Origin of the sequence: Rahnella sp. PD12R (assembly GCF_019200965.1) — a bacterium.
GTDB lineage: Bacteria > Pseudomonadota > Gammaproteobacteria > Enterobacterales > Enterobacteriaceae > Rahnella > Rahnella laticis.
Genome location: NZ_JAHTMS010000006.1, coordinates 236,571 through 250,574 on the forward strand (window position 1 = coordinate 236,571; position 14,004 = coordinate 250,574).

General features: G+C 53.5%; 9 protein-coding genes. 5 read left to right on the forward strand and 4 right to left on the reverse strand.

Annotation, left to right across the window (positions count from 1 at the left end; genetic code table 11):
• Window positions 1–10: 10 nt before the first annotated feature.
• The 4 genes from radA (at window position 11) to KWG64_RS14030 (ending at window position 5,606) form a co-directional block, all read left to right on the forward strand.
• Window positions 11–1,393 carry a DNA repair protein RadA gene (gene radA / locus KWG64_RS14015; RefSeq protein ID WP_152325201.1) on the forward strand — a complete coding sequence of 461 codons (1,383 nt, stop codon included), beginning with the start codon at window positions 11–13 and terminating at the stop codon, window positions 1,391–1,393.
• A gap of 85 nt (window positions 1,394–1,478) precedes the next feature.
• Window positions 1,479–2,738 carry a multifunctional transcriptional regulator/nicotinamide-nucleotide adenylyltransferase/ribosylnicotinamide kinase NadR gene (nadR, locus tag KWG64_RS14020; protein ID WP_218522222.1) on the forward strand — a complete coding sequence of 420 codons (1,260 nt, stop codon included), beginning with the start codon at window positions 1,479–1,481 and terminating at the stop codon, window positions 2,736–2,738.
• Window positions 2,739–3,126: 388 nt separating this feature from the next.
• Window positions 3,127–4,731, forward strand: coding sequence for a DUF3300 domain-containing protein (locus KWG64_RS14025; RefSeq protein ID WP_218522223.1), 1,605 nt, complete (start codon window positions 3,127–3,129; stop codon window positions 4,729–4,731).
• A 17-nt stretch (window positions 4,732–4,748) separates the two neighbouring features.
• A complete protein-coding gene (locus tag KWG64_RS14030; RefSeq protein ID WP_218522224.1) occupies window positions 4,749–5,606 on the forward strand; it encodes a DUF2950 domain-containing protein in 858 nt (285 codons plus the stop codon).
• A gap of 64 nt (window positions 5,607–5,670) precedes the next feature.
• Here KWG64_RS14030 and KWG64_RS14035 read toward each other — a convergent pair whose 3' ends face one another.
• A complete protein-coding gene (locus KWG64_RS14035; RefSeq protein WP_218522225.1) occupies window positions 5,671–6,672 on the reverse strand; it encodes a zinc-binding alcohol dehydrogenase family protein in 1,002 nt (333 codons plus the stop codon).
• A 99-nt stretch (window positions 6,673–6,771) separates the two neighbouring features.
• On the opposite strand from KWG64_RS14035, the gene KWG64_RS14040 reads away from it, so the two are divergent.
• Window positions 6,772–7,683, forward strand: coding sequence for a LysR family transcriptional regulator (locus KWG64_RS14040; RefSeq protein ID WP_218522226.1), 912 nt, complete (start codon window positions 6,772–6,774; stop codon window positions 7,681–7,683).
• Between the two features lie 60 nt (window positions 7,684–7,743).
• Here KWG64_RS14040 and ettA read toward each other — a convergent pair whose 3' ends face one another.
• The 3 genes from ettA to KWG64_RS14055 all read right to left on the reverse strand — a co-directional run bounded on the left by ettA (window position 7,744) and on the right by KWG64_RS14055 (window position 13,407).
• Window positions 7,744–9,411, reverse strand: coding sequence for an energy-dependent translational throttle protein EttA (gene ettA, locus KWG64_RS14045; protein WP_152325195.1), 1,668 nt, complete (start codon window positions 9,409–9,411; stop codon window positions 7,744–7,746).
• Between the two features lie 218 nt (window positions 9,412–9,629).
• Window positions 9,630–10,328 carry a transcriptional regulator RcsA gene (gene rcsA, locus KWG64_RS14050; RefSeq protein ID WP_218522227.1) on the reverse strand — a complete coding sequence of 233 codons (699 nt, stop codon included), beginning with the start codon at window positions 10,326–10,328 and terminating at the stop codon, window positions 9,630–9,632.
• 340 nt (window positions 10,329–10,668) lie between these two features.
• Complete coding sequence (locus KWG64_RS14055; RefSeq protein WP_218522228.1) at window positions 10,669–13,407, reverse strand: cation-transporting P-type ATPase; 2,739 nt, start codon at window positions 13,405–13,407, stop codon at window positions 10,669–10,671.
• Window positions 13,408–14,004: the final 597 nt, after the last annotated feature.

Here is a 14,004-nt window from a genome sequence, read left to right on the forward strand (position 1 = left end):
GAGGTAAGTTGTGGCGAAAGCAGCAAAACGTGCATTTGTGTGTAATGAATGTGGCGCAGATTATCCGCGCTGGCAGGGGCAGTGCAGTGCGTGTCAGGCCTGGAACAGCATTACTGAAATCCGTTTAGCGGCTTCCCCGACTGTGGCGCGTAACGAGCGCCTGACCGGTTACGCGGGTGATGCTGGCGTCAGCCGTGTACAAAAACTCTCTGATATCAGCCTCGATGAACTTCCGCGTTTCAGCACCGGTTTCAAGGAATTTGACCGCGTGCTGGGCGGCGGCGTGGTGCCCGGCAGTGCGATTCTTATCGGCGGTAATCCGGGCGCGGGCAAAAGTACGCTGTTGCTGCAAATTTTGTGTCACCTCAGCGAAAACATGAAAACCCTGTACGTCACCGGAGAAGAATCACTGCAACAGGTGGCGATGCGCGCGCACCGTCTGGGTTTACCGACGTCGAACATGAACATGTTGTCGGAAACCAGCATTGAGCAGATTTGCGAAATTGCCGACAAAGAACAGCCGAAACTGATGGTGATCGACTCCATTCAGGTGATGCACATGGCGGACATTCAGTCATCGCCGGGCACGGTCGCACAGGTGCGCGAAACCGCCGCCTATCTCACCCGTTTTGCGAAAACGCGCGGTGTGGCGATTGTGATGGTCGGCCACGTTACCAAAGACGGATCGCTGGCCGGGCCGAAAGTGCTCGAACACTGCATCGACTGTTCCGTTCTGCTCGACGGCGATGCCGACTCCCGTTTCCGTACCTTACGCAGCCATAAAAACCGCTTCGGCGCAGTGAATGAACTGGGCGTATTCGCCATGACCGAGCAGGGGCTGCGCGAAGTCAGTAATCCCTCTGCCATTTTCCTGAGCCGCGGCGATGAAATTACGTCTGGCAGTTCGGTGATGGTGCTATGGGAAGGGACGCGGCCATTGCTGGTTGAAGTACAGGCGCTGGTTGATCACTCAATGATGGGAAATCCGCGTCGTGTGGCCGTCGGGCTTGAGCAAAACCGGCTGGCGATCCTGCTGGCGGTTCTGCACCGTCATGGCGGTTTGCAGATGGCGGATCAGGACGTATTCGTTAACGTCGTGGGTGGCGTGAAAGTTACGGAAACCAGTGCGGATCTCGCGCTGCTGCTGTCGCTGGTGTCCAGCCTGCGCGACCGTCCTCTGCCACAAGATTTGGTTGTGTTTGGCGAAGTGGGATTAGCAGGGGAAATCCGCCCGGTACCCAGCGGCCAGGAACGTATCACCGAAGCGGCTAAGCACGGCTTTAAACGCGCCATCGTGCCGCACGCGAATGTGCCGAAAAAAGTCCCTGCCGGAATGCAGGTGTTTGGTGTCAAAAAACTGGCAGATGCACTGGCGATCCTCGACGATTTGTAACGGTTGTCTGGTGTCAATTAAGCCTGCCTTTGTGCTATTTTGGGTTTAGCTATTTTGTTTAGTACAGCAAACCTGGGGACAAGGCATGTCACAGTTCGACTATCTAAAAACCGCGATAAAACAACAGGGACGCACGCTGCAACAGGTGGCCGAGGCCAGCGGGATGACCAAGGGTTATCTCAGCCAGTTGTTGAATGCAAAGATAAAAAGCCCCAGCGCTCAAAAGCTGGAGGCGCTGCATCGCTTCCTTGATCTTGAGTTTCCCCGCCGCGAAAAGAATATCGGCGTGGTGTTTGGTAAGTTTTATCCGCTGCACACCGGCCATATTTATCTGATTCAGCGCGCCTGTAGTCAGGTCGATGAACTCCATATCATCATGGGCTATGACGAGCCCCGTGACCGCGAGTTATTCGAAAACAGCTCGATGTCCCAGCAGCCGACGGTCAGTGACCGTCTGCGCTGGTTATTGCAGACGTTCAAATACCAGAAAAACATCCGTATCCATGCCTTCAATGAAGAAGGGATGGAGCCGTATCCGCACGGCTGGGATGTCTGGGGACGCGGCATCAAAGAATTCATGAGCCAGAAAGGCATCGAGCCGAATACGATTTATTCCAGCGAAGAAGGCGACGCGCCTCAGTACCGCGAACATCTCGGGATTGAAACGGTGCTGATCGACCCGAAACGCTCCTTTATGAATATCAGCGGCCGTCAGATACGTCAGGATCCTTTCCGTTACTGGGATTATATTCCGACGGAGGTGAAGCCGTTCTTCGTGCGCACCGTGGCGATTCTGGGCGGCGAATCCAGCGGGAAATCGACGCTGGTCAATAAATTAGCCAACATTTTCAACACCACCAGCGCCTGGGAATATGGCCGCGATTACGTCTTCTCGCACCTCGGTGGCGATGAAATGGCGCTGCAATATTCCGACTACGATAAAATCGCGCTCGGTCAGGCGCAATATATTGATTTTGCGGTGAAATATGCCAATAAAGTGGCGTTTATTGATACCGATTTTCTGACGACACAGGCGTTTTGTAAAAAGTACGAAGGGCGTGAGCATCCGTTTGTTCAGGCTCTGATGGACGAATACAAATTCGATCTGGTGATCTTGCTGGAAAATAACACGCCGTGGGTGGCTGATGGCCTGCGCAGTCTGGGAAGTACAACCGACCGCATGTCATTCCAGAACCTGCTTATCGATATGCTGAAACAGAACAATGTGGATTACGTTCACGTTAAATCTTCAGATTACGATCAGCGTTTTCTCGAGTGCGTGGATTTGGTGAAAAACATGCTGGCTGCCGATACCAGCCGGTTGAACGATCCCAACGTGAACTGACCTGTTTTCCCGAAAAACTCAGGCGCCTGTTTTACGCAACAGGCGCTTTTTTTATGCCTGCTATTTTTACCCTTCAACGACCAGTTCCTTTTAATTATTCACGGCATGAATGGTTTTCATTTTTGTATTTAATATAATTATTAATGAATTCATCTGATTGCAGGGGGTTCGCTTTTTAATTAATTCAGCTTGTAACAGCGTGAATTAAAAAACGTTTTTGTATCAATGCATTGGCATGCTCAGTTTTGGCCGGGTTTTTATTGCGCATTTTATGCGTAAATCTCATTTGCGAAATAAAAATAGAGTGGCGTCCGTTGAGTTTTATTTGTCCGATTATACTCATTCATTGTGCCTCTCATTCCGGCTGAGGCTTTTTAAGGTGATCCGAATGAATTTGTCATTCAAACCCTGGGGTATCGCAGTCGTGTGCAGCGCAGGGGCTTTTGCTCTTGCCAGCGTGATGTTTATGCAAGGCTGGTTTCCGGTGCGCAGTCAGGCCGAAACCACCGTTCAGACCGTACCACCTGCACCCCCCGCGTCCGTTGCGGCACCTGTTGTAGCCGTTCCTCCGCCTGCCACTCCCGTTACACCTCCGGCTTTTACGCAAGCTCAGCTCGATCAGTGGGTTGCGCCCGTGGCGCTTTATCCTGACAGCCTGCTTTCTCAGGTTCTGATGGCATCTACGTATCCGACCAACGTCATTCAGGCTGTGCAATGGTCGCGTGATCATCCGCAAAGTCAGGGGGATCCCGCAGTGAAAGCCGTGGCGAATGAGCCCTGGGATCCGAGCGTGAAATCTCTGGTAGCGTTTCCGCAGTTGCTGGCGCTGATGGGCGAAGATCCGGCATGGGTACAAAATCTGGGGGACGCATTTCTGGCACAACCCGGTGACGTGATGGACACCGTGCAGAAATTCCGCCAGGTCGCGCAAAAGAGCGGGGCGCTGAAAAGTACGCCGCAGCAGAAAGTCACGGTAAAACCGGCGGCGCAAAGCAGCACAACCGTGGTCAATGCTCAGCCCGCGCAGCAGACGATTATTATTGAATCTGCCGATCCGCAGGTGGTTTACGTGCCGAGCTATAACCCTAATGTGGTTTATGGCGCATGGCCGACACCGGCTTATCCGCCGGTTTATCTGCCACCGCCTCCGGGTCAGCAGTTTGTAAACGGCGTGGCGTCAGGCATCGGTTTTGGCGTTGGCGTCGCGGCAACCTACGCGATTTTCGGCAATATCGACTGGGATGATGATCATCATCACGACGATTACGATCACCATGACGATCATCACGATGACGGCCATCACGGCGGTTCGTCCAACAATTACGTCAACGTAAACGTCAATAATTACAACCGCATATCAGGTAATAACAACGCGGTTAACCATTCAGGTTCAGCGGCGACACAGGGCTGGCAGCATAATCCGGCTTTCAACGCGGGTGTCCCGAATAACCGGGCGAACCTGAACGGAGCGACGCAAAATCAGGCGCTGAACAATGTGGCGCAGCGTAATAATTATCGGGGTTTTGACGGCAACCCTGGCGCACAAAATAACCTGAGCGGGCAGACGATGGATCAGCGACGTCAGCAGGCTGCATCGGTGATGAATCGCCATGAGGGAAATCTGTCGGGTGCGACGCATTCCGCGACGAGTGCGGCTTCTGCCAGCCGGGCCGCTGCGAATTTGAATAATCATCAGGCGTCCGGTCGTCCATTGTCGCAGCAACATCAGGCGCAAAACCTCCAGCAGCATCAGGCGTTAAACCGTCAGCAAAACGGCAACCAGAACGCCCTGCGTGGCGGAAACCAGCAGCAAAGGCAGAATTTCCATCAGGCCGGCAACATGCCGCGCAGCACGGCATTCAGCGGAAATTCGAGCCGCGCGCCGTCATGGCAACAGCAGCAGGCGCGCGGTAATCAGAGCCGCCAGCAGATGCAAAACTTCCAGCACGCACGCCCGGCGAACGCGGAACCGGTTCATTTTCACCGCCGCTAGGTTTACGAGGAAAAGTCATGAAGACATTACGTAACATTGTGATTTGCACCAGCCTGTTTGCCCTGCCTCTGACGGGGTTTGCGCAGCAGGCATTTTCCCGCCCGGAGCTGGCCGCGCAGGCGCTGGTAAACGCAACACAGGCGCATGACGATAAGGCGCTGGGGAAAATTCTCGGCAGCGACTGGCAGGTTTATCTGCCGAAAAAAGATGTCGACCCTGATGAAGTGGCGCGCTTTCTGCGTGACTGGAATGTCAGCCACAAAATTGTTGAGCAGGGTGATATTGCGCATCTGAACGTCGGAGAAGAAAACTGGCAACTCCCGATCCCGATGAAACGCACGGCGCAGGGCTGGGAGTTCGATATGGTGGCGGGCGCGGCGGAAATTGAAACCCGCACCATTGGGCGTAACGAACTGTCGGCCATGCAGGCAGTTTCGGCTTACGCCGACGCGCAGCATGAATATCAGCTGGGTGCCGGGCAGTTTGCTCAGAAGATTATCAGCACTGACGGGCAGCACGACGGATTGTACTGGCCGGTCAAAGAAGGCGACGCACCAAGCCCGCTCGGGCCTGCTTTCGGTCAGGATCAGCCGGGCACCGATTATCACGGCTACTATTACCGCATTCTCACCGCGCAGGGCGGAAACGCCAGCGGCGGGGCGCACAGTTACATCGAAAACGGAAAAATGACTCAGGGATTTGCGCTCATCGCGTGGCCGGTGGTTTACGGTCATACCGGTATCACCAGTTTTATGATTAATCAGCAGGGTGATGTGTATCAGCAGGATTTAGGCGCGAACACTGATGCTGTGGCGCGGGCGCTGACGGCGTTTGATCCGGATGCTAAATGGCAGAAGGTTGATGACGGCGAATAGCCACAATGCAGGACAAAAAGAACCCCGCCATTAAAATAGCGGGGTTTTGCTTTTACAGAAGAGGTCAGAAGGCGACGACGACTTTACCCTGCATGTGGCCATCGAGCACTTTCGCGTGAGCCGCTTCGATGCTTTCCACGGTCAGGCCGTGCAGGGTTTCGCTCAGCGTGGTGGTGACTTTGCCTTCATCCACCAGCGCGGCGACTTGCTTGAGGATCTCGCCCTGCTGCGCGATATCCGGCGTATTGAACATGCTGCGGGTATACATCAGTTCCCAATGCAGCGCGGCGCTTTTCAGCTTCAGCTTGTTCATATCCAGCGGATGTTCGTTCTCAACGATCGTACAGATGTGGCCCATTGGCGCAATCAGATCGGTAATCGCGTCCCAGTGACCGTCGGTGTCATTCAGGCACAGAATGAAATCCACCTGTTTGATGTCGTGTTTCTCCAGCTCACCTTTCAGATCTTTGTAGCTCACGGTCAGATCGGCACCGCGATCCAGACACCATTGCGCAGATTCCGGGCGCGAAGCGGTCGCAATGACTTTCACTTTGCTTTGCAGTGAAGCAAACGGGATCGCCAGCGAACCGACGCCACCGGCACCGCCGATAATCAGCAGCGTTTTGTCGCCCGAAGCCTCCTGAATTTTCAGGTGTTCGAACAGCGCTTCCCAGGCCGTCAGCGTGGTCAGCGGCATTGCGGCGGCCTGCGCCCAGTTCAGGGATTTCGGTTTCACGGAAACGATACGCGAGTCAATAAGCTGTTCGGAAGCGTTGCTGCCGGAACGAGTGATGTCACCGGCGTACCAGACTTCATCGCCTGCTTTGAAATTTTTCACCGCGCTGCCCACGGCTTTCACAATCCCGCTGGCATCCCAGCCCAGAATTTTTGGCGCATCCAGGCCGCTTTTCTGCACGCCTTTATGCACTTTGGTGTCGACCGGGTTAATCGAAACGGCTTTCACTTCCACCAACAGGTCATTTTCGCCCGGCACAGGTTGTGGCAGTTCGATGGCGATAAAACGGGATGGTTCTTTTGGATTTACGGCAATCGCTTTAACAGACATAAAAATTCCTCCATTGGGTATTCAGACAGTCTAGTCCTCTGGCGGCAGCCTGATAAGATGGACAATAACTAACAAAGTGTTCGGCTGAGGTGAACAATCGTGTTTAAACAATTGCAGGATATGGCGCTGTTTGCTCTGGTCGCGGAATGCGGCAGTTTTACACAGGCGGCCAGCCGTGCTGGTTTACCGAAATCCAGCGTCAGCCAGCGGATAAGCCAGCTGGAAAAATCCGTTGGCCTGCGGCTACTGAACCGCACCACGCGCCAGCTCAATCTGACGTTTGCCGGTGAACGCTATCTGATCCACTGTCAGGAAATGATGCAGGCCAGCGAGAGGGCGGAACTGGCGATCCGCCGCTTGCGCGATAACCCCAGCGGGCGCTTGCGTATCACCAGCCCGGCAGGGCTGGGTGCCACGCTGCTGGCGCGCATGAACGTCGAATTCCAAAAGCGTTACCCGGATGTTTCGCTGGAAGTCTCGGTGTCTGACGCGCTGGTGGATCTGGTGCAGGAAGGATTTGATATCGCGCTGCGCACCGGCAAGCCGCAGGATTCCTCGCTGATTGGCCGTGAACTGGGCCACAGCCCGCGCTATCTTCTGGCTTCGCCTGATTATCTGGCGCAGCATTCGCTGATTGAATCACCCCAGCAGTTAGCCTCGCATCACTGCATTGCGCACCGCGCATGGTCGGAATGGGTGCTGCATCGCGGCGAAACTTATCATCGCTGGCTGCTGCCTTCGGCGCATACCACCGACAATCTGCTGTATGCGCGGGAATGTGCGCTGGCGGGTGCGGGCATCACATTGTTACCGGCATTTTTGTGCCATGACGAAGTGGCCGCCGGCACGCTGGTGCGGGTGTTGCCGGAGTGGGAAGCGGAGGGCAACGATCTGTTTCTGGTGTATCCGGGGCGGAAGCTGAATTCTCCGGCGCTGGCGTGTTTTATTGATTTTATGCTGGAAGAATACGGCTTTGCGAAGAGTTACAGCGAAGCGCTGGCGGGGGAATAAAGGGGATCCGGCTCATAAAAAAAGGCCCGTCGCCGGGCCTTCGTTCGTTCATAAAGACGATTACTTGATCATCTTTTTGTACTTGATGCGCTTCGGCTCTAACGCTTCGGCACCTAAAGTACGTTTTTTGTATTCTTCGTATTCGGTGAAGTTACCTTCGAAGAATTCAACTTTACCTTCATCCTGATAATCGAGGATGTGGGTCGCGATACGGTCGAGGAACCAGCGGTCATGGGAAATGACCATGGCGCAGCCCGGGAATTCCAGCAAGGCGTTTTCCAGTGCGCGCAGGGTTTCGATGTCGAGGTCGTTGGTCGGTTCATCGAGCAGCAGCATGTTACCGCCAACCTGCAGCAGTTTTGCCAGATGCAGACGACCGCGCTCACCGCCGGACAACTCACCGACGCGTTTGCCCTGATCAACCCCTTTGAAGTTGAAACGGCCCACGTACGCGCGGCTTGGCATTTCGGTCGTGCCGATACGCATGATGTCCTGACCACCGGACACTTCTTCCCACACGGTTTTGCTGTTATCCATTGAGTCACGGAACTGATCAACGGATGCCAGTTTCACCGTGTCGCCCAGCTCAATCGTGCCGCTGTTTGCTTCTTCCTGACCGGACATCATGCGGAACAGTGTGGATTTACCGGCACCGTTCGGGCCGATAATGCCGACGATAGCGCCTTTCGGTACGGAGAAGGACAGGTCGTCAATCAGAACGCGATCACCATAAGATTTGCTCAGGTTCTTCACTTCAACGACTTTGTCGCCCAGGCGTGGGCCCGGTGGAATGAACAGTTCGTTGGTTTCGTTACGTTTCTGGTATTCGGTGTTGTTCAGCTCTTCGAAGCGAGCCAGACGGGCCTTGCCTTTAGACTGACGGCCTTTCGCGCCCTGACGAACCCATTCCAGCTCTTTCTCAATAGATTTACGACGGGCCGCTTCGGAGGAAGCTTCCTGCGCCAGACGTTCATCTTTTTGTTCCAGCCAGGTGGAATAGTTACCTTCCCACGGAATACCTTCACCGCGGTCAAGCTCAAGGATCCAGCCCGCCACGTTATCGAGGAAGTAACGGTCGTGGGTAATCGCCACAACGGTCCCTTCGAAATCGTGCAGGAAGCGTTCCAGCCATGCCACGGATTCTGCATCCAGGTGGTTGGTCGGTTCGTCGAGCAGCAACATGTCTGGTTTTTCGAGCAGCAGGCGGCACAGCGCCACGCGGCGGCGTTCACCCCCGGACAGGGTCGCGACTTTCGCATCCCAGTCTGGCAGGCGCAGCGCATCGGCAGCACGTTCCAGTTGGCTGTTCAGGTTATGGCCGTCGTGTGCCTGAATGATTTCTTCCAGCTTGCCCTGCTCTGCGGCCAGTTTGTCGAAATCGGCTTCCGGCTCAGCGTACAGCGCATAAACTTCATCAAGGCGTTTGAGTGCGCCCACCACTTCAGAAACGGCTTCTTCCACGGACTCACGCACGGTGTGTTCCATGTTCAGTTGCGGTTCCTGCGGCAGATAACCAATTTTCAGATCAGGCTGCGGGCGCGCTTCGCCTTCGATATCGGTATCGATACCGGCCATGATGCGTAGAAGGGTAGATTTACCTGAACCGTTCAGACCCAGAACGCCAATTTTGGCGCCGGGGAAGAAACTCAGGGAGATGTTCTTAAGAATATGACGCTTCGGCGGAACAACTTTGCCGAGGCGGTGCATGGAATATACGTATTGAGCCACGTTGTTTTGAGCCTCTTTCTCTGCGGGCCGCGCGCATGAGCCGAATCATTGAGACTGATCCGGCGGGCGCAGCGGCGAATTAAAGCCAGCCCCGCCTGACTGCGGCATGACTGATAAGGGTTCCGACCGGGAAGTTTAGCGTGTTTCAGTCGTGTTCCCAACCATCAGCTTCACAGTAAGGGAAGAATGTTGCTGGCCGGGTGCAGGGGCGTTAACGGTTAGCCGAAAGGAACGGTGAATTCATCCGGTTCACCGGTGAGCCGGATAGGCTGGGTTCTGCCGACAAACATTCCGGTGGTCAAAATATCTGTGAGCTTAACGACATGATAAATAGCCTGTTTATTTTGGGTTTTGACTTTGCGCTTAATGTTGCCTTTGTGAGACGCCACCGTTTTCTGCTTGATGTTCAGGTGCTGGGAAATGTTTTGCGTGTTCAGCCCGGACATCCACATTTTCAGAATGCTTGACTCGGTACGGCTCAGACTGACCGGCGTGAGATCCAGTGGTTGCTCCGTTTCAGCTTCAGGCTCGGCTTCTGTGAAACGTGACAGTTGCAGATTATGCGCGATCAGCTGGTAAATCGTAGTGGTGCGAATCGACTTTGAAATGATGATGATGTTTTTCCGGATCGGCACATAGTTCTGATAATTCAGGTTTTCTTTGGAAATAAACACAAAGAACAGCGTACCGGGATGCGCGTTGATCACTTCCCTTAACGCGTGACCGGACTGTGCATCAGTGACGAAGCAGTCTTCGTTTACAAAGATGATTTCAGGCCTCAGGGAATTGCATGCGGCTTGCAGTGCGTTGATGTCCTTAAGCGAAAGAATATCTTTCTGGTGTTGTCCGTTAAGTTGCAAGAGTGAATGCAATGCCAGCTGCGTGTAAAAGCACTTATCTACAATGAGCGATGACATCGTAAGTTACCTATTTTTTGGCTCTATGTTTTTCTGCAGGCGCAGAGAGCTCGTTTTTATAAATCGACCGGTTTGATCAACGCAGCCGTACTGCGATGGGGGCGTATCCCTGGAAATTGCCGTTTGGCGGCAAAATATGACTTTGCTGTGTGACGGGAGAACCCTTAGGCAGAGTAATAAAGCGGGGAAGGATTGATGTAAATCAGCAGAACCGGCTTTGGGACGTTTTGTGAGATCTTTGAGACGAAATGAGGGCGATGCGCGTTAAAGTTTTAGAATTGTGATGTTTATATTGAAAAAAAACCGGGCTACAGAAGTAGCCCGGTAAGCGGGAAACTCACTACGCTTTTTTACGAATGAAGCGGTTAACCAGCCATTTCTCGATTTCGACAATCACGAAGATCATCGCACCGACCAGCAGGGTAATGCCCCAGAATTTCAGCGGCAGCGGTACGGTGCCAAACAGGTGGTTCATCACTGGCAGATAAATCAGCGCCAGTTGCAGCACCAGCAGCACGCCGGAGACAATCCACAGACCTTTGTTGACGAACACTTCGCGGCTCAGAGGGAAGCGATCCATCACGCGGCAGTTAAACATGTAAACCCACTGCGCGGTGACCAGCGTTTGCAGCAAGACCGTACGAATCAAATCGCTGCTGTAGCCGAGCGGTTGCATCCAGGCTTCAAGAATGAAGGCGCTACAGGCAATCAGAATACCGACGAACGCGATACGCCAGACGGCGTGCAGGTCTAACACATGCTGACCCGGCTCACGCGGACGGCGGCGCATCATACCTTTCTCGGCAGGCTCAAAGGCCAGACCGAATGACAGCGTGGTCGACGTCGCCATGTTCATCCACAAGATCTGCACCGGCGTCAGCGGGATCACTGCACCGGCCAGAATCGCCAGGATAATCAGCAGCCCCTGCGCGAGGTTAGTCGGCAGAATAAACAGAATGGTTTTCTTCAGGTTGTCGTAAACACGACGGCCTTCTTTCACCGCACTGGCGATGGTCGCGAAGTTGTCATCCGTCAGCACCATATCGGCAGCTTCTTTGGTAACTTCGGTGCCCTTGATGCCCATCGCGATGCCGACATCAGCCTGTTTCAGCGCAGGCGCATCGTTCACGCCGTCGCCGGTCATACCGACCACTTCACCGTTTTCCTGCAACGCTTTCACCAGACGCAGCTTATGCTCCGGGCTGGTGCGGGCGAAAATATCGTACTGGCTGGCAGCGACCGCCAGTTCGGCGTCGTCCATGTGCTCAAGCTCGTTGCCGGTGATGGAATCCCCGCTGTTGCCAATACCTAACATTTTGCCGATGGCCATTGCGGTTTCCTGATGGTCACCGGTGATCATCTTCACGCGGATCCCGGCCTGCTGACACTGCGCAATTGCATCAATGGCTTCCGGACGTGGTGGATCCATCATTCCGGCGATACCGGCGAAGACCAGGCCTTGCTGCAAATCGTCGTGGCTCAGATCACCGTTGATTTCCGGCTCATCCCTGAACGCGGCGGCAACCATACGCAGGCCCTGACGGGCGTAGCGCGCCATCTCTTCTTCCCAGTATTCGCGGCGGAAAGGCTGCACACCGTTTTCGGTCAGCTCAAATGTCGCCAGCGAGAACAGAACGTCGGGCGCACCGGTCACAAAGAGCTGCGTTTTGCCGTTAATGCGCTGCAACGTCGACATGTATTTGTGCTTGGAATCGAACGGGATTTTATCCAGAGCTTCGACTTTACCGGTGTTGAGCGTACATTTGGCCGCCAGCACTTTCAGCGCGCCGGAGGTCGGCCCGCCGGTAATGCCCCAGTGGCCTTTGTCGTCCTGAATCAGCTGGCTGTCATTACACAAATCGACCGCCGTGATGAAGGTGTTCAGCACCGGCGTATTGATGACATCAATTTGCTGCTGCGTCGTGGCGTCCACAATCCGGCCTCTCGGCTGGTAGCTTTCACCTTCCACGTTATAAGCGCGGTCTGCCAGAATCACCGCCTTAACGGTCATTTCATTCATGGTCAGCGTGCCGGTTTTATCCGAGCAAATGACGGTCATTGAACCCAGCGTTTCGACGGTCGGCAGCTTACGGATAATCGCGTTATTACGCGCCATCGACTGAACGCCGAGGGACAGAATAATCGAGATGATGGCCGGTAAACCTTCCGGCACGGAGGCCACGGCGAGGCTTATCAGCGACAGCAACAGCTCGCCGAGCGGCATGTCGCGCAGGATAAAGGCGAAGACAAACAGGAACGCCATCATCAGCAGAATCAGGGCGAAAATGCCTTTACCCAGCTTGTCGATTTGCTGCAACAGCGGCGTACGCTGTGGTTCAATCGACGACATCATCTGGTTGATATGACCCAGCTCGGTGTCTTTACCGGTGGCATACACCACGCCGGTAGCCGTACCGCCGCTGATCATCGTGCCCGAGAACAGCAGGTTGTGACGGTCGCCAATCATGACTTCATCGTCGATAGTACGGGCTGTTTTGGTGACGACGGTAGATTCGCCGGTCAGGATGGCTTCTTCAACCTGCAGGTTGTGTGCGCTGACGATACGCAGGTCTGCCGGGATCTTATCGCCAGGGCGCAGCTGAACGATATCGCCGGGTACCAGTTGATCGGCATTGATGGTCTGAATCTGTCCGTCGCGGATCACAACCGCCTGGCTGGACAGCATATTCTGAATGCTTTTCAGCGATTTCTCGGCGCTGTTTTCTTGCAGAAAACCGATCATGGCGTTAATGACGGCAACGCCGAGGATCACCAGCGTGTCCACCCAGTGGCCCATCGCACCGGTGACGACCGCTGCCGCCAGCAGGATGTAAATCAGGACGTCATTGAAATGCGCGAGGAAGCGCATCAGGGCGCTTTTGGTTTGTTTTTCCGGTAAGGCATTCGGACCAAATTCTTTCAGGCGCTCAGCGGCAATCTGGGGATTCAGACCGGCTTCGCTGGTTTCCAGACGCGACATGGCGTCGTTACCACTAATCTGATACCAGTTTTTGTTTTCTGCCGCCGCTGAAGAAGAAGGGCTGGCATTGGTTTTGACAGATGATGATGAGTGAGTCATATACTTTTCCATAAGCGATGAATAAGAATGCTTGCACGTGATTAAATTAAGCGTGTAATTACTACGGGTATTCAAATCGATTTGAGAATATGGCGTGATAATAAGTAATTACGCCAAAATAAAATTGATCTGAACCAATAAAGACTTTTATAACGATATCAATAATAAAATTATTCAATGAAAACATTGTGTTAATTAAATTAGGAATATCGGTATTATTTACTCTTCATTTAGGTTTTGTTTAGGGTTTAAATATCACGGTAAATTAGCGTAAATAAAGATAAGTTTTGTCAGTGTATTTATTCAGATTCTCATTGTAAGGGTGCTATCTATTTGGGTTCTCTCAAATATCCGGCTTTTATCGCGGTCATAATATTGCTATTTGCGCTTATTCTTCTGCTACGTAGTGTTACGTAAAATAAGCGTGTGGTTCTCTGGTAACGGCTTTGCGCATGCCTCACACTGTGTAAAGTTTGTGATGCTGTTCCCGCATGACTTCAATTTTAAAAATGAATCGATTAGCGTAGTGACTGTCTGCAGAACGAAGAACAGTTCTTACATCAAAAACAGCAGGTCTGTAGGGCAATATCTGTGCAG

What these genes read in the sequence shown, in the direction of transcription:
- nadR (WP_218522222.1), top strand. Translation starts at nt 1,479, where the DNA reads ATGTCACAGTTCGACTATCTAAAAACCGCGATAAAACAACAGGGACGC.
- KWG64_RS14025 (WP_218522223.1), top strand. Translation starts at nt 3,127, where the DNA reads ATGAATTTGTCATTCAAACCCTGGGGTATCGCAGTCGTGTGCAGCGCA.
- KWG64_RS14030 (WP_218522224.1), top strand. Translation starts at nt 4,749, where the DNA reads ATGAAGACATTACGTAACATTGTGATTTGCACCAGCCTGTTTGCCCTG.
- KWG64_RS14035 (WP_218522225.1), bottom strand. Translation starts at nt 6,672, where the DNA reads ATGTCTGTTAAAGCGATTGCCGTAAATCCAAAAGAACCATCCCGTTTT.
- rcsA (WP_218522227.1), bottom strand. Translation starts at nt 10,328, where the DNA reads ATGTCATCGCTCATTGTAGATAAGTGCTTTTACACGCAGCTGGCATTG.
- KWG64_RS14055 (WP_218522228.1), bottom strand. Translation starts at nt 13,407, where the DNA reads ATGACTCACTCATCATCATCTGTCAAAACCAATGCCAGCCCTTCTTCT.